This window comes from Citrobacter sp. wls706, assembly GCF_005281305.1.
In the GTDB taxonomy this organism is placed as follows: domain Bacteria; phylum Pseudomonadota; class Gammaproteobacteria; order Enterobacterales; family Enterobacteriaceae; genus Citrobacter; species Citrobacter werkmanii.
The window spans coordinates 284,346-306,001 of record NZ_SZXG01000032.1 but is presented as its reverse complement, the minus strand read 5'-3'; the positions used below and the strand labels follow the sequence as shown (position 1 = coordinate 306,001).

The window sequence follows — 21,656 nt, the reverse complement described above, 5'->3', positions numbered from 1 at the left end:
TGCGCAATTCGATAGCTTCCACTATGATGCGCATTCTGTCACGGACTGATTCTTACAAAGAGAAGATGCTGACTTGTTCAGCACAAAGTCTTGCCCTGTTCAGGTCACGTATTGATACGTGGTTTGCAGTGAACAGGTGAATACGTTAATGATGAGGTTTGTGAATGCCCCGCAGCACCTGGTTCAGCGCATTATTGTTGTTCGTCGCCCTTTGGGTTCCCGTAAGTCAGGCAGATACCGGTTGGCAGCCTTTAGCTGAAACCATCCGTAAAAGCGATAAAGATACCCGCCAGTATCAGGCCGTGCGCCTTGATAACGGCATGGTCGTGTTACTGGTATCCGATCCGCAGGCCGTGAAATCCCTTTCTGCACTGGTGGTACCTGTTGGCTCGCTGGAAGATCCGGACGATCATCAGGGGCTGGCGCATTATCTCGAACACATGTGTCTGATGGGCTCGAAAAAATACCCGCAGCCCGACAGCCTGGCTGAATTCCTGAAAATGCATGGCGGCAGCCACAACGCCAGCACAGCGCCTTACCGTACGGCTTTTTATCTTGAAGTCGAAAACGACGCGCTGGTGGGGGCAGTGGATCGACTGGCGGACGCGATCGCCGATCCGTTGCTGGATAAAAAATATGCCGATCGCGAGCGTAACGCGGTGAACTCCGAGCTGACGCTGGCGCGTACCCGGGATGGGATGCGTATGGCGCAGGTCAGCGCTGAGACGATCAACCCGGCGCACCCTGGCTCGCGTTTCTCCGGCGGAAATCTGGAGACATTAAGCGATAAACCGGGTAACCCGGTGGTGCTGGCATTACAAAAATTTCATGAAAAATACTACTCCGCGAACCTGATGAAGGCGGTGATTTATAGCAATAAACCACTGCCAGAGCTGGCGCGGATAGCCGCTGAAACTTTCGGCCGCGTACCGAACAGAAATATCGAAAAACCGGAAATCACCGTACCGGTTGTCACCGACGCGCAGAAAGGCATCATCATCCACTATGTGCCGGCAATGCCGCGCAAAGTCCTGCGCGTCGAGTTTCGTATCGATAACAACAGCGCAAAGTTCCGCAGTAAAACGGATGAACTGATAACCTACCTGATTGGCAATCGTAGCCCTGGTACGCTGTCCGACTGGCTGCAAAAACAGGGGCTGGTGGAGGGCATTCGTGCCGATTCCGACCCGGTTGTTAATGGTAACAGCGGCGTGTTAGCCATTTCTGCGACGTTAACCGACAAAGGGTTGGCGAATCGCGATGAAGTTGTCGCGGCCATCTTTAGCTATCTCAATCTGTTGCGTGAGAAAGGCGTCGATAAACGCTACTTTAACGAACTGGCGCACGTGCTGGATCTCGATTTCCGTTATCCTTCAATCACTCGTGATATGGACTACGTGGAATGGCTGGCTGATACCATGATCCGCGTTCCCGTCGAGCATACGTTGGATGCGGTGAATATTGCCGACCAATATGATGCGCAAGCCATTGCGCAACGTCTGGCAATGATGACGCCGCAGAATGCGCGTATCTGGTATATCAGCGCGAAAGAACCGCATAATAAAACCGCTTATTTTGTCGATGTGCCTTATCAGGTGGACAAAATCAGCGACAAAACCTTTGCTGACTGGCAGCAAAAAGCACAGGGCATTGCGCTGTCTTTGCCAGAGCTGAACCCCTACATTCCGGATGATTTCACGCTGATCAAAGCGGATAAAAAATACGCTCACCCGGAACTGATCGTCGATGAGCCGGATTTGCGCGTGGTGTATGCGCCGAGCCAGTATTTTGCCAGCGAGCCGAAGGCTGATGTCAGCGTGATCCTGCGTAACCCGAAAGCGATGGACAGCGCGCGCAACCAGGTATTATTCGCCCTGAACGATTACCTGGCGGGAATCGCGCTCGATCAGTTAAGCAACCAGGCATCGGTGGGTGGAATAGGTTTTTCGACCAACGCTAACAATGGTCTGATGCTTAACGCTAACGGCTACACTCAACGTCTGCCGCAGCTTTTTCAGGCTTTATTGAGCGGTTATTTCAGCTACACCTCAACGGATGAACAACTGGCACAGGCGAAATCCTGGTACGCTCAGATGATGGACTCTGCGGAAAAAGGTAAAGCCTACGATCAGGCGATTATGCCGGTGCAAATGCTGTCTCAGGTGCCCTATTTCTCTCGCGATGAACGTCGCGCGCTATTGCCATCCATTACGTTGCAAGAGGTGATGTCCTACCGCGATGCTTTAAAAGCGGGGGCGCGGCCTGAATTCCTGGTGGTAGGTAATATGAGCAAAGCTCAGGCTACAACCATGGCGCAGGATATTCAGAAACAGCTTGGCGCGAATGGTTCGCAGTGGTGCCGGAACAAAGAAGTGGTCGTGGACAAGAAGCAGTCCGTCATCTTTGAGAAAGCGGGCAGCAGCACGGATTCTGCGCTGGCGGCGGTATTTGTGCCAACTGGCTATGACGAATACAGCAGTTCAGCCTACAGCGCCATGTTAGGGCAAATTGTTCAGCCGTGGTTTTACAATCAATTGCGTACTGAAGAGCAGTTAGGTTACGCCGTATTTGCTTTCCCGATGAGCGTTGGTCGTCAGTGGGGGATGGGGTTCCTGTTACAAAGCAGTGATAAGCAACCGTCTTACCTCTGGGAGCGTTATAAAGCATTTTTCCCGACGGCGGAAGCGAAGTTGCGGGCAATGAAACCGGAAGAGTTTGCGCAAATTCAGCAGGCGATCATTGCGCAAATGCTACAGGCGCCGCAAACGCTGGGGGAAGAAGCCTCACAGTTAAGCAAAGATTTTGATCGCGGCAATATGCGCTTCGATTCACGTGATAAAATAGTGGCTCAGATTAAACTGCTGACGCCGCAAAAACTTGCCGACTTCTTCCATCAGGCGGTGGTTGAGCCGCAAGGCATGGCGATACTGTCACAGGTTTCCGGCAGTCAGAACGGGAAAGCAGAATACGTGCGCCCGGAAGGCTGGAAAGTGTGGCAGACCGTCAGCGCGTTGCAGCAAACCTTACCCCTGATGAGTGACAAGAATGAATGATGCCGCTGAGTCCCTTGATCCACTGCGCTTGCCCCTGACGGGCGAGCGCCTGATTGAAGCCTCTGCGGGCACCGGTAAAACCTTTACCATCGCCGCCCTGTATTTACGTTTACTGCTTGGACTGGGCTGCTCTGCCGCCTTTCCACGTCCTCTGACCGTCGAAGAAGTGCTCGTGGTCACCTTCACCGAGGCGGCCACCGAAGAGCTGCGTGGCCGAATTCGTAGCAACATTCACGAGCTGCGCATTGCCTGTCTGCGCGAAACCACCGACAACCCGCTATATGCTCGTTTGTTAGACGAAATAGCCGATAAAAAACAGGCCGCCCAGTGGCTGCTATTGGCTGAAAGACAAATGGATGAAGCGGCGGTGTTTACCATTCATGGTTTTTGTCAGCGCATGCTCAGCCTCAACGCCTTTGAGTCAGGCATGCTGTTTGAACAGCAACTGATTGAAGACGAATCACTGCTGCGTTATCAGGCGTGCGCGGACTTCTGGCGGCGGCATTGCTATCCGTTGTCCCGCGACATTGCGCAGGTTATTTTTGAAACGTGGAAAGGTCCTCAGGCGCTATTGAGTGATATCAATCGCTATCTGCAGGGGGAAGCACCGGTAATCAAGGCTCCGCCGCCAGATGACGAAACACTGGCCTCCCGGCACGAACAAATTCTCGCCCGCATTAACCTGATTAAGCAGCAATGGCGTGATTCCGTTGATGAGCTTGACGGTCTGCTGGAAGCCTCCGGGATCGACCGGCGTAAATTTAATCGCGGTAACCAGGGTAAGTGGATCGAAAAGATCAGCGCATGGGCGCAGGAAGAAACCCAGAGTTACCAGCTTCCTGACGCGCTGGAGAAATTTTCACAGCGTTTTCTGCAAGAGCGCACCAAAGCGGGTGGCGTAACGCCTCAGCACCCGCTTTTCGTCGCCATTGATGAACTGCTTAGCGAACCGTTAACTCTCCGCGATCTGGTGATTACCCGGGCGCTGGCGGAAATCCGCACCGCGGTTGCCGAAGAGAAGCGCCGACGCGGCGAGCTTGGCTTTGACGATATGCTCAGCCGTCTGGATGCGGCGTTGCGCAGTGAAAGCGGCGATGCGCTGGCGACGGCTATCCGTACCCGTTTTCCGGTCGCGATGATCGATGAATTTCAGGATACCGATCCGCAGCAGTACCGCATATTCCGCCGGATCTGGCAGCATCAGCCAGAGACCGCGCTGCTGCTGATTGGCGATCCCAAACAGGCTATTTATGCGTTTCGCGGCGCGGATATCTTTACCTATATGAAGGCGCGCAGCGAAGTCAGCGCACACTATACGCTCGACACCAACTGGCGTTCTGCCCCCGGCATGGTCAATAGCGTGAATACGCTTTTCAGCCAGATGGACGACGCCTTTATGTTCCGCGAAATCCCCTTTAGCCCGGTAAAATTTGCAGAGAAAAACCAGTCGCTACGGTTTGTTTTACATGGTGAAACGCAGCCCGCAATGAGTATGTGGCTGATGGAAGGGGAAAGTTGTGGCGTAGGCGACTACCAGAACTACATGGCGCAGGTGTGCGCAACGCAAATTCGCGACTGGCTTAAGGCCGGACACTCTGGTGATGCGCAACTGGTGAGCGGTAAAGCATCCAGGCCGGTACGCGCCTCAGACATTAGCGTACTGGTTCGTAGCCGCCAGGAGGCGGCGCTGGTCCGCGATGCCCTGACGCAACTGGCGATTCCCTCCGTCTACCTTTCCAACCGTGACAGCGTATTTGAAACGCTGGAAGCACAGGAATTGCTGTGGATGCTGCAAGGGGTGATGACGCCAGAACGGGAAAACACGCTGCGCAGCGCGCTGGCGACCTCAATGATGGGGCTGAATGCGCAGGATATTGAAGCATTAAATAACGACGAGAATGCCTGGGATGCGGTAGTTGAAGAATTCGATGGCTATCGTCAAATCTGGCATAAACGCGGCGTCATGCCGATGCTGCGTGCGCTGATGACAAACCGCCAGATTGCGGAAAATCTACTGGCTACGGCAGGGGGCGAACGCCGCCTGACTGATATTTTACATATCAGCGAACTGCTCCAGGAAGCGGGATCGCAACTGGAAAGCGAGCATGCGCTGGTGCGCTGGTTGTCCCAGCATATTCTTGAACCGGACAGCAATGCGTCCAGCCAGCAGCTCAGACTGGAAAGCGACAAGCATCTGGTACAAATCGTGACTATTCATAAATCGAAAGGGCTGGAATATCCGCTGGTCTGGCTGCCGTTTATCACGAATTTCCGCGTCCAGGATCAAGCGTTCTACCACGATCGCAGCTCCTTTGAAGCGGTACTGGATCTCAGTGACGCCAGGGAGAGCGTTGAGCTGGCAGAGGCTGAACGCCTGGCGGAAGACCTGCGCTTGCTCTACGTTGCGCTAACCCGTTCGGTATGGCACTGCAGCCTTGGCGTTGCGCCGTTGGTACGTCGTCGGGGCGATAAAAAAGGGGATACCGATGTGCATCAGAGCGCCCTTGGCCGTCTGTTGCAAAAAGGTGAGCCAATGGATGCCGTGGGTCTGCGTGGCGCGATTGAAGCGCTGGGTTGCGACGATATTGCCTGCCTGACGCCAGGTCAACCTGACGGTGAGCGCTGGCAGGTTGCACAGCCGGTCAGCGCCACATTGAGTGTGAGAACACTGCAACGTACCCCCGGCGACGGCTGGCGCGTGACCAGTTATTCCGGCCTGCAACAGCGCGGACATGGAATCGCGCAGGATCTGATCCCGCGCCTGGATGTTGATGCCGCAGGCGTTGGCGAGGTCATTGCGGAGTCAGGATTCACCCCGCATCAATTTCCGCGCGGCGCCTCGCCGGGCACGTTTTTGCATAGTCTGTTTGAGGACCTTGATTTTACCCAACCGGTAGATCCGTGTTGGGTCGAAGAAAAACTGGCGTTGGGTGGTTATGACGCGCATTGGACGCCGGTTTTGACCGCATGGCTGGACACCATTTTGCAGGCGCCTCTTAACGAGACGGGCGTCAGTTTGAGCCAACTTTCTGCTCGTGAAAAACAGGTGGAGATGGAGTTTTATCTGCCGATTTCGCAGCCGCTGATGGCCAGCCGACTTGATGCGTTAATCCGTAAATACGATCCGCTCTCAGCGGGCTGCCCTGCGTTGGATTTTATGCAGGTACGCGGCATGCTAAAAGGGTTTATTGACCTGGTGTTTCGTCATCAGGGGCGTTATTACCTGCTTGATTACAAATCTAACTGGCTGGGTGAAGACAGCGCAGCCTACACGCAGCAGGCGATGGCCTCAGCTATGCAGGCGCATCGCTACGACCTGCAATATCAACTTTATACCCTGGCGCTGCATCGCTACTTACGCCATCGCATCAGTGATTACGATTATGAACGCCATTTTGGTGGCGTCATCTATCTTTTCCTGCGGGGCGTTGATGGTCAGGAGCCGCAGCAGGGAATTTACGCCACCCGACCAGACGGAGAAATGATCGCTTTGATGGATGAGATGTTTGCCGGTGCGGAGCTGGAGGAGATGTCATGACAATCCAGAAACGATTACTGCAAGCCGTTGAGCAAAAACAGCTCCGGCCTCTGGATGCCCAGTTTGCGCTGGCAGTTGCCGGAAATGACAATCCTGCGGTTGCGCTGGCTGCGGCATTGCTCAGCCGCGAAGCGGGAGAAGGGCACGTCTGCTTACCGCTTTCGCGATTATCCTTACGCGAAGATGCTCATCCTCTGTTAAGCGCCTGGCTTGCTGAGATGGGCGAGCCTGAAAACTGGGCTGAATGTTTGCTGGCCTCCGGGGCAGTAAGCCGTGGCGAGCAACCGACCCCGCTGGTGCTGTACGGCGATCGTTTATATCTGAACCGCATGTGGCATAACGAACGCGCGGTGGCGCGTTTTTTCAGTGAAGTTAACCACGCCATTGAGGTGGATGAACAACGGCTGACCGACACGCTGGAGGCGCTGTTTCCATCATCGGAAGGCGTTAACTGGCAAAAGGTGGCCGCTGCTGTGGCGCTGACCCGTCGTATATCAGTGATCTCCGGCGGGCCGGGCACCGGAAAAACGACAACGGTCGCGAGGCTTCTGGCGGCGTTGATCCAGATGATGGATGGTGAACGCTGCCGTATTCGTCTGGCGGCGCCAACGGGAAAAGCGGCTGCGCGTCTGACCGCCTCGCTGGGGGCGGCGCTGCGAGAACTGCCGCTTACCGATGAGCAAAAGAAACGCATTCCCGATGATGCCAGTACGCTGCATCGGTTATTAGGCGCTCAGCCTGGCAGCCAGCGTCTGCGTCATCATGCGGGGAACCCGCTGCATGTGGATGTGCTGGTGGTGGATGAAGCCTCGATGATTGATTTGCCGATGATGTCGCGCCTTATCGATGCCCTGCCATCGCACGGGCGGGTGATTTTTCTTGGCGATCGTGACCAGCTTGCCTCCGTCGAGGCGGGGGCGGTGCTTGGGGATATTTGTGCTTTTGTCAGCGAAGGATTCACCCCGGAACGTGCCCGGCAGCTTAGTCGCCTGACCGGTAGCGCTATTCCGGCGGGAACGGGTACCCAGGCGGCGGCGTTGCGTGACAGCTTGTGTCTGCTGCAAAAAAGCTACCGTTTTGGCAGTGACTCTGGGATCGGTCAATTGGCTGCTGCGATTAATCGCGGTGACAAAGCTGCGGTAAAAACGGTTTTCCAGCAGGGATTCAGCGATATCGAAAAACGCACGTTACACAGCAGTGAAGATTACGCCGCGATGCTGGATGAGGCGCTGGCCGGTTATGGGCACTACCTGGATTTACTGCACGAGGGCGCCGCGCCGGATGCCATCATTCAGGCCTTCAATGAGTATCAGCTGTTATGCGCTTTGCGGGAAGGCCCGTTTGGCGTTGGCGGTTTGAATGAACGCATTGAGCAGGTGATGACGCAAAAACGTAAAATTCGCCGTTCGACGCACAGTCGTTGGTATGAGGGAAGGCCGGTGATGATTTCGCGCAATGACAGTTCGCTGGGGTTATTTAACGGTGATATTGGCATTGCCCTCGAGCGTGGACAAGGGTTGAGGGTGTGGTTTGCGCTGCCGGACGGTTCGATTAAGTCGGTGCAACCCAGCCGCTTGCCTGAGCATGAAACCACCTGGGCGATGACGGTACATAAATCGCAGGGATCTGAGTTTGACCATGCGGCGTTGATTTTACCCAGCCAGCATTCCCCTGTGGTTACCCGCGAGCTGGTCTATACCGCCGTAACCCGCGCGCGCCGCCGTCTGTCGCTGTATGCCGATGAACGAATATTGGGCGGGGCAATTGTCATGCGTACCGAACGCCGCAGCGGGCTATCAGCATTATTTAATGACGGCCTGATGTAGCTGTAGGCCGGATGAGGCTGTTATGCCGCATCCGGCAACCACTCTTACCCCAAATCCGCCATCAGCACTTTTGAGCGCCGCTGATAGTTGTACATCTCTTTCTTGCTTTCCGGCAGCAGGTCGATATCCACTGGCGTGAAGCCGCGCTCCTGGAACCAGTGGATGCTGCGGGTGGTCAGTACGAACAGCTTACTCAGCCCCATTTGCCGGGCCTGCGCGGCGATCCGCTCCAGCAATACTTCCCCGCGTGACGAACTACGGTAGTCCGGATGTACCGCCACACACGCCATTTCGCCAATCCTCTCTTCCGGGAAAGGGTACAGAGCGGCGCAGGCGATAGTCAGGTTATCGCGCTGAATAATGGTGAATTTGTCGATCTCCATTTCCAGTTGTTCGCGGGAGCGGCGGACCAGAATGCCTTGTTGTTCCAACGGACGGATGAGCTCCAGAATGCCGCCGATATCATTAATGGTGGCGCGGCGAATTTGCTCGGCGCTTTCCATCACGATTTGCGTACCGATGCCATCGCGGGAGAACAGTTCTTGCAGCAACGCGCCATCTTCCTGATAGCTGATCAGGTGGCAGCGGCGTACGCCACTGCGACAAGCTTTCACCGCACCACGCAGGAAGCGCACCGTACCTGAGCTGTAGTCACCTTTCTCTTCCTGTGACTCGACGCGCGCCTGGGCTTCGTTAGGGAACAATTCGGAAATAATATCGCCATCATCGTTGGTGACCCCTTGGGAGGAACAAAAGCCAATCATTTTCTCCGCCTTCAGTTTGATAGCCAACTGCGTGGCGACCTCTTCTGACGTCAGATTAAAGCTCTCACCGGTAACGGAAACGGCGACTGGCCCCATCAGGACTATCGCGCCACTGTCCAGTTGACGGTGAATGGCCTCTTCATCAATACGACGAATACGCCCGCTATGGCAGTAGTCCACGCCGTCATCAACGCCCAGCGGCTGGGAGATAATAAAATTACCGCTGACCACATTGATATGCGCACCCTGCAATGGCGTATTATTCAGGCTCATCGACAGGCGGGCGGTAATATCAAGCTGGAGCAATCCCGCAGCCTGTTTGACCAGCTCCAGGGTTTTAGCGTCGGTGACGCGCGTATTTTTGTGGTACACCGGCTCATAATGATGCGCCGCAAGATTGGCATCAATCTGCGGTCGTGCGCCATAGACCACGACAAGGCGGATGCCGAGGCTATGAAGAAGCCCAATGTCATTGACGATACTGGAAAAGTTTTCATGCTCGATGGCTTCGCCGCCCAGCATAATGACAAACGTTTTTCCCCGATGGGTATTGATATAGGGAACAGAATGGCGGAATCCCTGTACCAGTTCGGTTCTACGCTCCTTCACCACGGCACACCCTCATTGCATGATTATTCGTAATTTGTGTATTTTTATTCTGTTTTGGTGCTGTGCGCAAGCGTAATTTTTACTCATGCCGAAGATTTTTTTCAGTAATGCCGTGAATATAAAAAGAATGTTTACCCTTTTATAGATGACAGATTATGCGTCATTCGTTAAAGTTTCCGGTCAATTCGGACGTTTTACGTATTACTTCAATAAAGATTTCTTTTGCTCGGGAGAAGCATGTCGGGATCCAATTCAGCAATCAGTCGCCGTCGTTTACTGCAAGGTGCGGGTGCTATGTGGCTTTTGAGCGTCAGTCAGGTTGGTCTGGCTGCCGTGAGTCAGGTCGTTGCCGTTCGTATCTGGCCTGCGTCCAGTTATACCCGCGTCACGGTGGAATCCAACCGTTTGCTGAAATACAAACAGTTTGCCCTGAGTAATCCTGAGCGTGTGGTTGTCGATATTGAAGGCGTTAATTTGAACTCGGTGCTTAAGGGCATCGGCGCGCAGATTCGTCCTGACGATCCCTATATTAAGTCGGCGAGAGTCGGGCAATTTGACCCGCAGACCGTGCGGATGGTGTTCGAGCTGAAACAGAATGTGAAGCCGCAACTCTTTGCCCTGGCCCCCGTCGCCGGTTTTAAAGAGCGCCTGGTCATGGATCTTTATCCTGCCAATGCGCAGGATGTTCAGGATCCGCTGCTGGCGCTGCTTGAAGATTACAACAAGGGCGATCTGGATAAACAGGTGCCGCCTGCGCAAAGTGGTCCGCAGCCGGGTAAAGCGGGGCGCGATCGTCCGATTGTCATTATGCTGGATCCCGGACACGGTGGAGAAGACTCCGGTGCGGTGGGGAAATATAAGACGCGTGAAAAAGATGTGGTACTGCAAATTGCCCGTCGCCTGCGAGCCCTTATTGAAAAAGAGGGCAACATGAAGGTCTTTATGACGCGTAATGAAGATATATTCATTCCGCTAAAAGTGCGTGTGGCGAAAGCGCAGAAACAGCGTGCAGACCTGTTTGTCTCTATTCACGCCGATGCCTTTACCAGCCGGCAACCCAGCGGCTCATCGGTGTTTGCGCTCTCCACGAAAGGGGCGACCAGTACCGCGGCAAAATATCTGGCCCAAACCCAGAACGCCTCGGATCTCATCGGTGGCGTTAGCAAAAGCGGTGACCGTTATGTCGACCACACCATGTTCGATATGGTGCAATCGCTGACCATCGCCGACAGCCTGAAGTTTGGCAAAGCGGTGCTGAATAAGCTCGGTAAAATTAACAACCTGCATAAGAATCAGGTTGAGCAAGCCGGGTTCGCGGTGCTGAAAGCGCCGGATATTCCCTCTATCCTCGTGGAGACGGCATTTATCAGTAACGTCGAAGAGGAGCGTAAGCTGAAGACGGCAACCTTCCAGCAGGAAGTGGCGGAGTCGATTCTGGCAGGGATTAAAGCCTACTTTGCCGATGGCGCGACGCTGGCGAGAAGGGGATAACAAAAAAGCGCTGAAAAGCGCTTTTTTTAACGAACTACAGATACAAAAAAACACCTGTTAAGGTGTTTAATGTGTTGGTTGCGGGGGCCGGATTTGAACCGACGACCTTCGGGTTATGAGCCCGACGAGCTACCAGGCTGCTCCACCCCGCGTCCGTCTTTTTGCTTCGTATTTCAAACCACATCTGCGTTGGCTTTCCTCGTTCACCTCAGTCACTTACTGGAGTAAGCTCCTAAGGATTCACTGCGTCGCCGCCTTGCTGTGATTCGAACTACTTTGCAAAAATATTGCAGCAAATATGATTGGTTGCGGGGGCCGGATTTGAACCGACGACCTTCGGGTTATGAGCCCGACGAGCTACCAGGCTGCTCCACCCCGCGTCCGTCATTACTCTTCCATCGAGTAACGTTACTGCTTCTGATTTTAATTGGTTGCGGGGGCCAGATTTGAACTGACGACCTTCGGGTTATGAGCCCGACGAGCTACCAGGCTGCTCCACCCCGCGTCCGTGGATGCGCACTATACTCTGCTCGCATTTTCATGCAACCCTTTTTTCACCTTGATCACGTTTTAAGGGTGAAAATGAACAAAAACAACGTATTCTGGATTATTTTTTGCGCAAAATTTGCGTTCGGGTATGCATACGCATTTCATTAGGTACGGGGGTTTGTTATCTTCGTCTCGCATTCAGGCAACATAAGACGAGAACAATGAAAGGACGTTGGGCAAAATATCTTCTGGCGGGAGCAGTCGTTGCGATGCTCGCCGCGTGTTCCTCAAAACCCACCGATCGTGGGCAGCAGTATAAAGACGGGAAATTTACCCAGCCTTTCTCACTGGTGAACCAGCCTGATGCGGTTGGCGCGCCAATCAATGCCGGTGATTTCGCCGAGCAGGTTAATCAGATCCGTAGCGCATCGCCACGTTTATATGGCAATCAGAGCAATGTCTATAATGCCATCCAGCAGTGGTTACGTGCGGGCGGTGATACCCGCAGCATGCGTCAGTTTGGTATTGACGCGTGGCAAATGGAAGGGGCGGACAACTACGGTAACGTCCAGTTTACTGGTTATTACACGCCGGTTATTCAGGCGCGCCACACGCGTCAGGGTGAGTTCCAGTATCCTATCTACCGCATGCCGCCAAAACGCGGGCGTTTACCGTCTCGTGCCGAGATCTACGCAGGCGCGCTAAGCGATAATTACATTCTGGCGTACAGCAACTCCCTGATGGACAACTTTATTATGGATGTTCAGGGCAGTGGATATATCGATTTTGGCGACGGCAGCCCGCTAAACTTCTTTAGCTATGCCGGGAAAAACGGCCATGCCTATCGCAGTATCGGGAAGGTGTTGATCGACCGTGGCGAAGTGAAAAAAGAAGATATGTCGATGCAGGCCATTCGCCATTGGGGAGAAACGCACAGCGAGGCCGAAGTGCGTGAGCTGCTGGAGCAGAACCCATCGTTTGTCTTCTTTAAGCCGCAATCTTTTGCGCCGGTGAAAGGGGCCAGCGCGGTACCGCTGATTGGCCGTGCATCCGTGGCTTCTGATCGCAGTATCATTCCTGCGGGTACCACGTTACTGGCGGAAGTTCCCTTGCTGGATAATAACGGTAAGTTCACCGGTCAGTACGAACTGCGCCTGATGGTGGCGCTGGACGTGGGCGGTGCGATTAAAGGCCAGCACTTTGATATCTATCAGGGCATTGGCGCTGACGCCGGACATCGTGCCGGGTGGTATAATCACTACGGCCGCGTGTGGGTGCTGAAAACAGCGGCCAACGCGGGTAACGTGTTCAGCGGTTAATTGCTTGATGGCGGCAGCGCCATCCGGCAGTCATACTGCTCGGTATTAATGAATTTGAGGTTCTATGTCTGTGGTTATCAGTGACGCCTGGCGTCAGCGTTTTGGCGGCACGGCGCGGCTGTATGGCGAAAACGCGCTGCAGTTATTTGCCGGAGCGCATGTTTGCGTGGTCGGGATTGGCGGTGTGGGATCGTGGGCGGCGGAAGCGCTGGCGCGTACCGGCATTGGCGCGATTACGCTGATCGATATGGATGATGTTTGCGTCACCAATACTAACCGTCAGATCCATGCGCTGCGCGATAACGTTGGTTTAGCGAAAGCTGAGGTGATGGCGGAACGTATCCGCCAGATTAACCCGGAGTGCCGGGTGAACGTGGTCGATGATTTTGTTACGCCAGATAACGTTGCTGAATATATGAATGCGGGATTTTCGTATGTCATCGATGCGATTGACAGCGTGCGCCCGAAAGCGGCGCTCATTGCGTACTGTCGGCGCAATAAGATTCCGCTGGTAACCACCGGCGGTGCGGGCGGGCAGATCGATCCGACGCAGATTCAGGTGGTTGATCTGGCAAAAACCATTCAGGATCCGCTGGCGGCCAAGCTGCGTGAGCGACTGAAGAGTGATTTTGGCGTGGTGAAAAACAGTAAAGGCAAGCTGGGCGTGGACTGCGTGTTCTCGACCGAGGCGCTGGTTTACCCGCAGGCAGATGGCTCGGTGTGTGCCATGAAGGCGACGGCGGAAGGGCCAAAACGTATGGATTGTGCCTCAGGGTTTGGCGCTGCCACCATGGTGACGGCTACCTTTGGCTTTGTAGCCGTTTCCCATGCGCTGAAGAAGATGATGGCGAAAGCGGCGCGCCAGAGTTGATTGTGTCGGATGGCGTTATGCTTATCCGACCTACAGTTCGTGCGGTGTTATAGGCCGGATAAGACGCATCAGCCGTCGTCATCCGGCTTGCCGGGCAGCTTCAAGAATCGCCTCGTTCAACGCATGCAGGCCCTGGCTTCGTGAGGCGCTGAGCTGCCCGCTTAACCCTAACTCGTCAAATAACGCCATCGGTGAATGCGCCAGCAACTCCGTTGCGGTTTTACCTTCTGTGGCGGTGAGCAATACTGCCAACAGCCCGCGAACAATGCGGCCTTCGCTGTCGCCGAAGAAATGCAGAGTGCCATTCTGGTGCAGGGTATATCCCAGCCAGACGCGGTTTTCGCATCCCGCAATCTCTTTTGCCTGCGCCCTTAGCGCATCCGGCAGCGCCGGAAGCTGCTTGCCCAGCAGAATTAGCTGACGATATTTATCCTCCCACTGGGTGAGCGGGGCAAACGTATTACGCAACGTCTCTTCAGTTACGGTTGTGCCAAACGGGTGTCCGGCGAATAAAGGGCTTGTCATTAATCCACCAATATATCCAGCGCGCGGTCAACGGCTGAGACCAACGCATCCACATCACTTTGCGTATTATAGGGCGCAAAAGAGGCGCGTAGGGTCCCGGATACGCCCAGTTCCGCCAGCAGCGGTTGTGCGCAGTGTTGCCCCGCGCGCAGCGCAATGCCATTTTCGGCCAGCAGCGTCACCATATCGCTATGATGAACGCCAGCGAAATCAAAGGCTAACAGACTAGAGTCCTGACAACGGAAGGAACGAAAACCGGGACGTTTCGCCAGGGCGTCTTCTGCCAGCGTCGCCAGACCCCGGCTCCAGTTTTCGGCCTGCGCAACATCAATGTCCGCCAGCCACTCGAGCGCCGCGCTTAACCCGATGACGCCAGCTACGTTAGGCGTACCGGCCTCCAGCTTCCAGGGGGCTGCCTGGGTGGTGAAACCGTCAAAGCTGACTTCGCTAATCATCTTGCCGCCGCCGAGCCACGGTGACATGGCTTCCAGTAATTCTGGCTTACCATAAAGTACGCCAATACCGGTAGGGCCATACAACTTGTGGCCCGAGAAGGCATAGAAATCAATATCTAACTGCTGCACGTCAGCGGGGAAATGCACAATTCCCTGCGCGCCATCTACCATTACCACCATGCCAGCCGCATGGGCGAGCGTAATGGCGCGGGCTAAATCCGGACAACCACCGGTAACGTTCGACATCTGCCCCAGCGCCAGAATGCGACTGCGCGGAGTGATGAGTTCAACCAGACGCTCGACGTCCGGTAGCAAATGGGCGTTGAGCGGGAGTTTGACTACTCTGGCTCCCGTTTGCTCAGCCACCATCAGCCACGGAACGAGATTGGCATGATGTTCCGCCACGCTGACGATAATCTCATCGCCCGGCCGTAAGCGCGGACGCGCATAGCTTTGGGCAACCATATTGATAGCTTCCGTCGTGCCACGGGTCCAGACTATCGTTTTCTCATCCGGGGTGTTGATCAGGCGTGCGGCCTTTCCCCGTGCGGCCTCATAGCGCGCGGTCAGGCGTTGCGCTTCGGCAAACTGACTGCGATGCACGTTTCCGGCGCTCAGGCTATAGAATTGCTGGGTCGCCTCAATCACGGCTTGCGGCTTCAGTGCAGTAGCAGCGCTGTCGAGATAGACGCCGGCATCGTTGAGTGCGGGAAATTGCGCACGAAACTGCGCGGGATTAAATGCGTTCATGATCATCCTCAGTTCAATAAACCGATCGTCGCGCAAAACAGGCGCTGACACAAGAGTTGTGCTAACCATCGGAATACTCTGGATATCCTGGCAAAGTCCTCACAGTGTCTTATGCTAAATAGCGTTAGGCGAGCAATTTTGCCTGTTACGGAGTGTGTTTTTAATAGCATAAATCGCTTTAAGGAGAAGAAGATGAAAAAGACTGCCGCAATTATCTCTGCCTGTATGCTGACTTTTGCCCTGAGCGCCTGTTCTGGATCGAATTACGTGATGCACACCAACGATGGTCGATCAATCGTATCTGATGGCAAGCCACAGACTGACAATGAAACGGGAATGATTTCGTATAAAGACGCTAACGGCAACAAACAGCAGATCAACCGTACCGATGTGAAAGAGATGGTAGAACTGGATAACTAACCGGTCGCCATCGACATAAAGTCGGACAAAAAAAAGCACCGCAATTTGGCGGTGCTACATTAATCACTATGGACAGACAGGGTAAATGTACAGGAAGTGAAAAAGGGTAGCTTTGCTACCATGGTCTGAATCGCAGACCAATTGCAAACACAACAACACAACATCACAACCGTAAGCCAAAAGCCCACCAGAACACGCATTCCGATAAAACTTTTCGTTCCGGCTTCAGGAAGTGCCGCCACTATAGGTATTTGCTGGTAGAACCTCAACGGACAATTTATAATGGCTCAGATAAAAAAAACTAATAGGTTACAGCCTGTTAGATAATTGTTAAATTCATTTAACATCAAAGCCTAAAAGTCATGTCAAAACGATTACCACCCCTAAATGCATTGCGTGTTTTTGATGCTGCAGCGCGTCATTTGAGCTTTACCCGCGCAGCGGAAGAGCTTTTTGTGACGCAGGCCGCAGTAAGTCACCAAATCAAGTCACTCGAGGATTTCCTGGGGCTGAAGCTGTTTCGTCGACGCAATCGATCTCTGTTGTTAACAGAAGAAGGTCAAAGCTATTTCCTCGACATCAAAGAGATTTTTTCGCAATTAACTGACGCGACGCGTAAACTTCAGGCACGCAGTGCAAAAGGTGCGCTTACCGTTAGTTTATTGCCCAGTTTCGCGATCCAATGGCTGGTGCCCAGACTCTCTAGCTTTAACTCAGCTTATCCGGGAATCGATGTCAGGATCCAGGCGGTGGACCGTCAGGAAGACAAACTGGCTGATGATGTTGATGTGGCGATTTTCTACGGACGCGGCAACTGGCCGGGTCTGCGCGTTGAAAAATTGTACGCAGAATATTTATTGCCGGTCTGCTCGCCGCTGTTACTCACCGGTGATAAACCACTGAAGACGCCGGATGACCTGGCAAAACACACATTATTGCACGATGCATCGCGGCGTGACTGGCAAGCCTATACGCGCCAGCTTGGCCTGAATCATATCAACGTACAGCAGGGACCTATCTTCAGCCATAGCGCCATGGTGCTACAGGCTGCTATCCATGGACAGGGGATTGCGCTGGCGAATAACGTCATGGCGCAGTCCGAAATTGAAGCCGGACGTCTGGTCTGTCCGTTTAACGATGTTCTGGTCAGCAAAAACGCGTTTTATCTGGTTTGTCATGACAGTCAGGCAGAACTGGGTAAAATAGCCGCCTTCCGTCAGTGGATACTGGCGAAAGCGGCCTCGGAACAAGAAAAATTCCGCTTTCGTTATGAACAATAAATTACGTAGGGTATTAACATGACCAGCCGTTTTATGCTGATTTTTGCCGCCGTAAGTGGTTTTATCTTTGTGGCGTTGGGCGCCTTTGGGGCACATGTTCTGAGTAAAACCCTTGGTGTCGTAGAAATGGGTTGGATCCAGACTGGCCTTGAGTATCAGGCGTTTCATACGCTGGCTATCTTCGGGCTGGCCGTCGCCATGCAGCGACGCATTAGCATTTGGTTTTACTGGAGTAGCGTGTTCCTGGCATTAGGGACGGTGCTGTTTAGCGGCAGCCTGTATTGCCTCGCGCTCTCTCATTTACGCCTGTGGGCGTTTGTTACCCCCGTCGGCGGTTTCAGCTTCCTTGTAGGCTGGGCGCTGATGTTAGTGGGCGCTATTCGATTGAAACGTAAGGGCGTTAGCCATGAATAAGGTTGTATTGTTGTGTCGCCCGGGTTTTGAAAAAGAGTGCGCCGCAGAAATTACGGATAAAGCAGGACGTCGGGAAATCTTCGGTTTCGCCCGCGTTAAAGACAATGCGGGCTATGTGATCTTCGAATGCTATCAGCAGGACGATGCCGAAAAGTTAGTGAAAGAACTGCCGTTTAGCTCGCTGATTTTTGCCCGTCAGATGTTTGTTGTGGGCGAACTGCTGCAATATTTACCGCCGGAAGATCGTATTACGCCAATTGTCGGCATGTTGCAGGGCGTGGTGGAAAAAGGCGGCGATCTGCGGGTCGAAGTCGCCGACACCAATGAAAGCAAAGAGCTGGTTAAGTTCTGCCGTAAATTTACCGTACCGCTGCGCGCGGCGCTGCGCGAAGCGGGCGTACTGGCAAAATATGAAACGCCGAAACGTCCGGTGGTTCATGTTTTCTTTATCGCCCCTGGCTGTTGTTATACGGGTTATTCCTGGCCTGACAATAACTCCCCGTTCTACATGGGGATTCCGCGCCTGAAGTTCCCGGCCGATGCCCCGAGCCGCTCAACGCTGAAGCTGGAAGAGGCGCTGCATGTGTTCATTCCAGAAGATGAGTGGGACGAGCGTCTGGCCAACGGCATGTATGCCGTGGATTTAGGCGCATGTCCGGGCGGTTGGACCTATCAACTGGTTAAACGCAACATGTGGGTTTATTCCGTGGATAACGGTCCGATGGCGCAAAGCCTGATGGATACAGGGCAGGTCACCTGGCTGCGCGAAGACGGATTTAAGTATCGCCCGAATCGTAACAACATCTCATGGATGGTGTGCGACATGGTGGAGAAGCCGGCGAAGGTTGCCGCGCTGATGGCGCAGTGGCTGGTCAACGGCTGGTGTCGCGAGACGATCTTCAACCTCAAACTGCCGATGAAAAAACGTTACGAAGAGGTATCGCAGAATCTGGCCTATATCCAGGCACAGCTTGATGAGCATGGCGTCAATGCCCAGATTCAGGCGCGTCAGCTGTATCATGATCGGGAAGAAGTGACCGTACACGTGCGTCGTCTGTGGGCGGCCGTCGGCGGTCGTCGGGACGAGCGATAACGCTAAACATAGACCGGATGGCGGCGTAAACGTCTTATCCGGTCTATGTTGTTTCAATCAGCTGTGTATCTGACACGATATGCGTCACATCATCCAGATGCCCAATCCGGGCCTCCCCGGAACGATTTAACTTACTTTTATCGATCAGCAATAAAGATTGCGATGCGCGCTTAAGCATAATGGATTTGAATTCTGCGTTGGTGGCATTGGAGTCCCAGAGCGCGCCATCGCTGTCGATCCCTTCGCAGGAAAAAATAAACAGATCGATATCGAGGGATTTTAGCTGCGAGATGAGCGCGGAATTAACATAACAGCCGTATTTACGTTCAAGGCGGCCGCCAGAGCTGATGAGCTGAATGTGTTCGCGTTTAGCCAATTCCTGACAAATGGGGTGGCTGTTGGTGAAAACGAGAATGTCGATGTCCGGTAGCTGACGCGCCAGATACCAGCAGGTTGAGCTGGCGTCTAAGGCGATCACCATTCCTTCTTCAATCCATGCCAGCGCTTCCCGCGCAATATCCGCTTTGTGCGCATAGTGACTTTTGAGTCGAATATGAAACGGGTCGCCACTGTCCTGATTTTTCCGGTGAATGGCCTTGGCCCGCCCGTGATTGCGTAGCACTTTGCCCCGGGTTTGTAATTCACTGAGATCGCGGCGGATGGTCTCTTTGCTGACGTTTAGCTGCAAAGACAGGGCTTCGGTTGTCAGGCTTTTGTGGTGGGTAAGCAGATCTACAATTGCCTGCTGGCGCGCCGCTTTCATGTTCTGATCCTCATCTTATGCAGAATGCCCGTATCAGACGGGCATTCTGACCAGAGATTATGGCGTTACCCCTTTTTTTAAAAGAATATTCCCGTACTTTGCCCGCTCTCCTGTGATAACGATCGCAAACGCCTTTTGCGCGCGTTCGTAAAAGGCATAGCGGTCAATACGCGTGATGTCTGGGCAGGGGGCCTGCAAGGAAAGCGCCTGACGATAGCGAGTCTCGACGTCAGGATCGAGAGCGTCGCCTTCTACTGCGGCCATCATCACCAGCGGCGGGGCGTAGCTGTCCAGTTCAAAAAGCGGAATAATCGCCTGCAGCAGGTCGCTGACCAGCAGACCGTCGGCGCGAATCACCTGCGGTCCCATGCTGTGAGCCGGAAAATGGGCATCGGAAAAGATAATCTCATCGCCGTGACCCATCTCAGCCAGCACCTTCAGCAGGTCGGGAGAAATTAAGGGTGATATCGTTTTGAGCATGTTACTCGACTCCTGTCAGTTCAGATTCGGTTTGCGGATAGAAGTAACGGTACTGGTAGCGCACCTGGGCACGAGCCTGTTCCGGGGAGGTAAATTCGCCCATACCTGACCAGGCAAACATCGCGGCGCCTGCCACAGTGGTTTCGGCGTCATCCAGCACTTTGACAGGGATCCCGAGAACGTTCGCTTTAATCTGGTTCCACAATGCGTTACGGCTGCCCCCGCCAACCAATAACAATTCAGAGGCCTGGAAATGACCGATTTTTTCCAGCGTGTGCAAATTCCGCTGCAACTGTTCTGTCAGTCCTTCCAGCGCGGCGCGATAAAAATGCCCGCGGGTGGTATTGAGCGTAACCCCTTGCCAGCCCGCATTCTGAGAGGCCAGCAGGTTGCAGTGCATCTTGACGCCTTCTGCGCCAGCAGGAATGGACCGGGCTTCGTCAATCAGCGTCTGCCAGGGCGTTTCGGCAGTCCAAAACAGCTTACGCACCCATTCGAGTACACCGGAGGCCAGCCACTGCATGCCGGGATTGTACAGTCCGGCCTGGCTATCTAATTCACAAGTGGAACCCGCATAACGGCTGAGCAGAGAGGTGTTCACCTGCGCACTGCGCACCATCAGAATTTCCCATGTACCGGAAGAGAGCACCGGTTCGTCTGGCTGAGCCCCCGCGCCAAACAGCGCAAACTGCGTGTCGTGCCCGGCAGATATCACCGGAATACCCACTGGCAGCCCGAGCAGGCTGGCGGCCTCGTGTTGCAGTGCCCCAATCTGTTCGCCCGCTTCCACCAGACGTGGAAACAGTCGGCGCGGTATGCCGGTTGCCTGCAAAATGTCATCACTGAAATCGCGCTGCTGGATGTTCAGCATCTGGCTGGTGCCCGCCATAGTGATATCTGTGGTGAACTTGCCGGTTAAACGGTGGTTAATAAGCGACGAAATAAACAGCCAGGCGTGTGCCTGTTCGAGCAGTTGTGGATGGTTTTCTTTCAGCCACACCAGTTTATACAGCGTGTTGAAGCTGAACGCGCCGACGCCGGAGATTTCCTGCAGTTGCTGGGGCGACATGTAGCGATGGATGTTTTCCATCACTGCTGCGGTGCGCGGGCACTTCCAACTGATTACCGGATATAACTGCCTGCCGTGTTGATCGACCAGCGCACCGTCTACGCCGAAGGTGGTGACGGCGATCCCGCAGATACGGCAATTGGCCAGTTGCGTGGAGAGCCGCTGACAGCAGTCGGCGAAGCGTTGCAAAATGGCTTCCAGCGACCACTGATGCCAGGCGCCATTCTCCGCGGCAATATCACTGGCGTTGGGCGTTGAGGCGCGGGCGATAATTTTTCCCTGTTGGTCAACGGCAATGGCCCGCACGTTGGTTGCGCCACAATCGAGGACCAGAATAACGTCTTGTTTCATAATCGCTCCCGAGACGTTGCCGGATGGCGGCGTAAACGCCTTATCCGGCCTACACGTTGTGCTCCTGTAGGCCCGGTAAGCTTGCGCCACCGGGCG

At 54.2% G+C, this 21,656-nt stretch carries 16 protein-coding genes and 3 tRNA genes; 10 read left to right on the top strand and 9 right to left on the bottom strand.

Annotated elements, in window-relative coordinates; genetic code table 11:
• The first annotated feature begins 164 nt into the window (after positions 1–164).
• Genes ptrA through recD form a run of 3 tightly spaced genes read left to right on the top strand, consistent with a single transcriptional unit; the run spans position 165 to position 8,417 of the window.
• Positions 165–3,053: a pitrilysin gene (gene ptrA / locus FDW92_RS14705; protein WP_137400653.1), complete on the top strand. Its 2,889-nt coding sequence runs from the start codon at positions 165–167 to the stop codon at positions 3,051–3,053.
• Positions 3,046–6,591, top strand: coding sequence for an exodeoxyribonuclease V subunit beta (recB, locus tag FDW92_RS14700; RefSeq protein WP_042310767.1), 3,546 nt, complete (start codon positions 3,046–3,048; stop codon positions 6,589–6,591). Before ptrA ends, recB begins: the two co-directional genes overlap by 8 nt.
• Positions 6,588–8,417, top strand: a complete 1,830-nt coding sequence (gene recD, locus FDW92_RS14695) for an exodeoxyribonuclease V subunit alpha (protein WP_042310765.1) — start codon at positions 6,588–6,590, stop codon at positions 8,415–8,417. The genes recB and recD overlap by 4 nt, the downstream gene beginning before the upstream one ends.
• A 44-nt stretch (positions 8,418–8,461) precedes the next feature.
• On the opposite strand, the gene argA is transcribed toward recD, so the two are convergent.
• Positions 8,462–9,793, bottom strand: coding sequence for an amino-acid N-acetyltransferase (gene argA / locus FDW92_RS14690; protein WP_042310763.1), 1,332 nt, complete (start codon positions 9,791–9,793; stop codon positions 8,462–8,464).
• 234 nt (positions 9,794–10,027) lie between these two features.
• Between argA and amiC the strand changes: the two genes are divergently transcribed.
• Positions 10,028–11,281, top strand: a complete 1,254-nt coding sequence (gene amiC / locus FDW92_RS14685) for an N-acetylmuramoyl-L-alanine amidase AmiC (RefSeq protein ID WP_042310761.1) — start codon at positions 10,028–10,030, stop codon at positions 11,279–11,281.
• Between the two features lie 75 nt (positions 11,282–11,356).
• Here the strand turns inward: amiC and FDW92_RS14680 are convergent.
• The 3 genes from FDW92_RS14680 to FDW92_RS14670 all read right to left on the bottom strand — a co-directional run bounded on the left by FDW92_RS14680 (position 11,357) and on the right by FDW92_RS14670 (position 11,786).
• Positions 11,357–11,433: transfer RNA gene (locus tag FDW92_RS14680), tRNA-Met, on the bottom strand.
• 151 nt (positions 11,434–11,584) lie between these two features.
• Positions 11,585–11,661 (bottom strand) — tRNA-Met (locus FDW92_RS14675).
• A 48-nt stretch (positions 11,662–11,709) separates the two neighbouring features.
• A tRNA-Met gene (locus FDW92_RS14670) sits at positions 11,710–11,786 on the bottom strand.
• A gap of 205 nt (positions 11,787–11,991) precedes the next feature.
• On the opposite strand from FDW92_RS14670, the gene mltA reads away from it, so the two are divergent.
• Positions 11,992–13,089 (top strand): murein transglycosylase A, encoded by a 1,098-nt coding sequence (mltA, locus tag FDW92_RS14665; protein WP_042310759.1) that lies wholly within the window; start codon positions 11,992–11,994, stop codon positions 13,087–13,089.
• A 64-nt stretch (positions 13,090–13,153) separates the two neighbouring features.
• Positions 13,154–13,960 carry a tRNA cyclic N6-threonylcarbamoyladenosine(37) synthase TcdA gene (tcdA, locus tag FDW92_RS14660; protein ID WP_042310757.1) on the top strand — a complete coding sequence of 269 codons (807 nt, stop codon included), beginning with the start codon at positions 13,154–13,156 and terminating at the stop codon, positions 13,958–13,960.
• A 78-nt stretch (positions 13,961–14,038) separates the two neighbouring features.
• Here the strand turns inward: tcdA and csdE are convergent, their stop codons facing one another.
• Together csdE and csdA are read right to left on the bottom strand one after the other, a co-directional pair.
• Entirely contained in the window at positions 14,039–14,485 is a 447-nt protein-coding gene (gene csdE / locus FDW92_RS14655) for a cysteine desulfurase sulfur acceptor subunit CsdE (RefSeq protein ID WP_042310755.1), read from the bottom strand.
• The gene (gene csdA, locus FDW92_RS14650; protein ID WP_042310753.1) at positions 14,485–15,690 is read right to left on the bottom strand and encodes a cysteine desulfurase CsdA; all 1,206 of its coding nucleotides are present in this window, start codon (positions 15,688–15,690) and stop codon (positions 14,485–14,487) included. The genes csdE and csdA overlap by 1 nt, the downstream gene beginning before the upstream one ends.
• A gap of 192 nt (positions 15,691–15,882) precedes the next feature.
• Between csdA and FDW92_RS14645 the strand changes: the two genes are divergently transcribed.
• The 4 genes from FDW92_RS14645 (at position 15,883) to rlmM (ending at position 18,897) form a co-directional block, all read left to right on the top strand.
• On the top strand, positions 15,883–16,110 hold the full coding sequence (locus tag FDW92_RS14645; RefSeq protein WP_016154261.1) for a YgdI/YgdR family lipoprotein: 228 nt from the start codon (positions 15,883–15,885) through the stop codon (positions 16,108–16,110).
• Positions 16,111–16,472: 362 nt separating this feature from the next.
• Positions 16,473–17,390: a glycine cleavage system transcriptional regulator GcvA gene (gcvA, locus tag FDW92_RS14640; RefSeq protein WP_038633269.1), complete on the top strand. Its 918-nt coding sequence runs from the start codon at positions 16,473–16,475 to the stop codon at positions 17,388–17,390.
• 18 nt (positions 17,391–17,408) lie between these two features.
• On the top strand, positions 17,409–17,804 hold the full coding sequence (locus FDW92_RS14635; protein ID WP_003034037.1) for a DUF423 domain-containing protein: 396 nt from the start codon (positions 17,409–17,411) through the stop codon (positions 17,802–17,804).
• Positions 17,797–18,897, top strand: coding sequence for a 23S rRNA (cytidine(2498)-2'-O)-methyltransferase RlmM (gene rlmM / locus FDW92_RS14630; RefSeq protein ID WP_042310750.1), 1,101 nt, complete (start codon positions 17,797–17,799; stop codon positions 18,895–18,897). Before FDW92_RS14635 ends, rlmM begins: the two co-directional genes overlap by 8 nt.
• A 43-nt stretch (positions 18,898–18,940) precedes the next feature.
• Here rlmM and fucR read toward each other — a convergent pair whose 3' ends face one another.
• The 3 genes from fucR to fucK are packed head-to-tail and all read right to left on the bottom strand — an operon-like array spanning position 18,941 to position 21,560.
• The gene (gene fucR, locus FDW92_RS14625) at positions 18,941–19,660 is read right to left on the bottom strand and encodes an L-fucose operon activator (RefSeq protein ID WP_042310748.1); all 720 of its coding nucleotides are present in this window, start codon (positions 19,658–19,660) and stop codon (positions 18,941–18,943) included.
• Positions 19,661–19,717: 57 nt separating this feature from the next.
• A complete protein-coding gene (fucU, locus tag FDW92_RS14620; RefSeq protein ID WP_042310745.1) occupies positions 19,718–20,140 on the bottom strand; it encodes an L-fucose mutarotase in 423 nt (140 codons plus the stop codon).
• A gap of 1 nt (position 20,141) precedes the next feature.
• Positions 20,142–21,560: an L-fuculokinase gene (gene fucK, locus FDW92_RS14615; RefSeq protein WP_042310744.1), complete on the bottom strand. Its 1,419-nt coding sequence runs from the start codon at positions 21,558–21,560 to the stop codon at positions 20,142–20,144.
• Between the last annotated feature and the right edge of the window lie 96 nt (positions 21,561–21,656).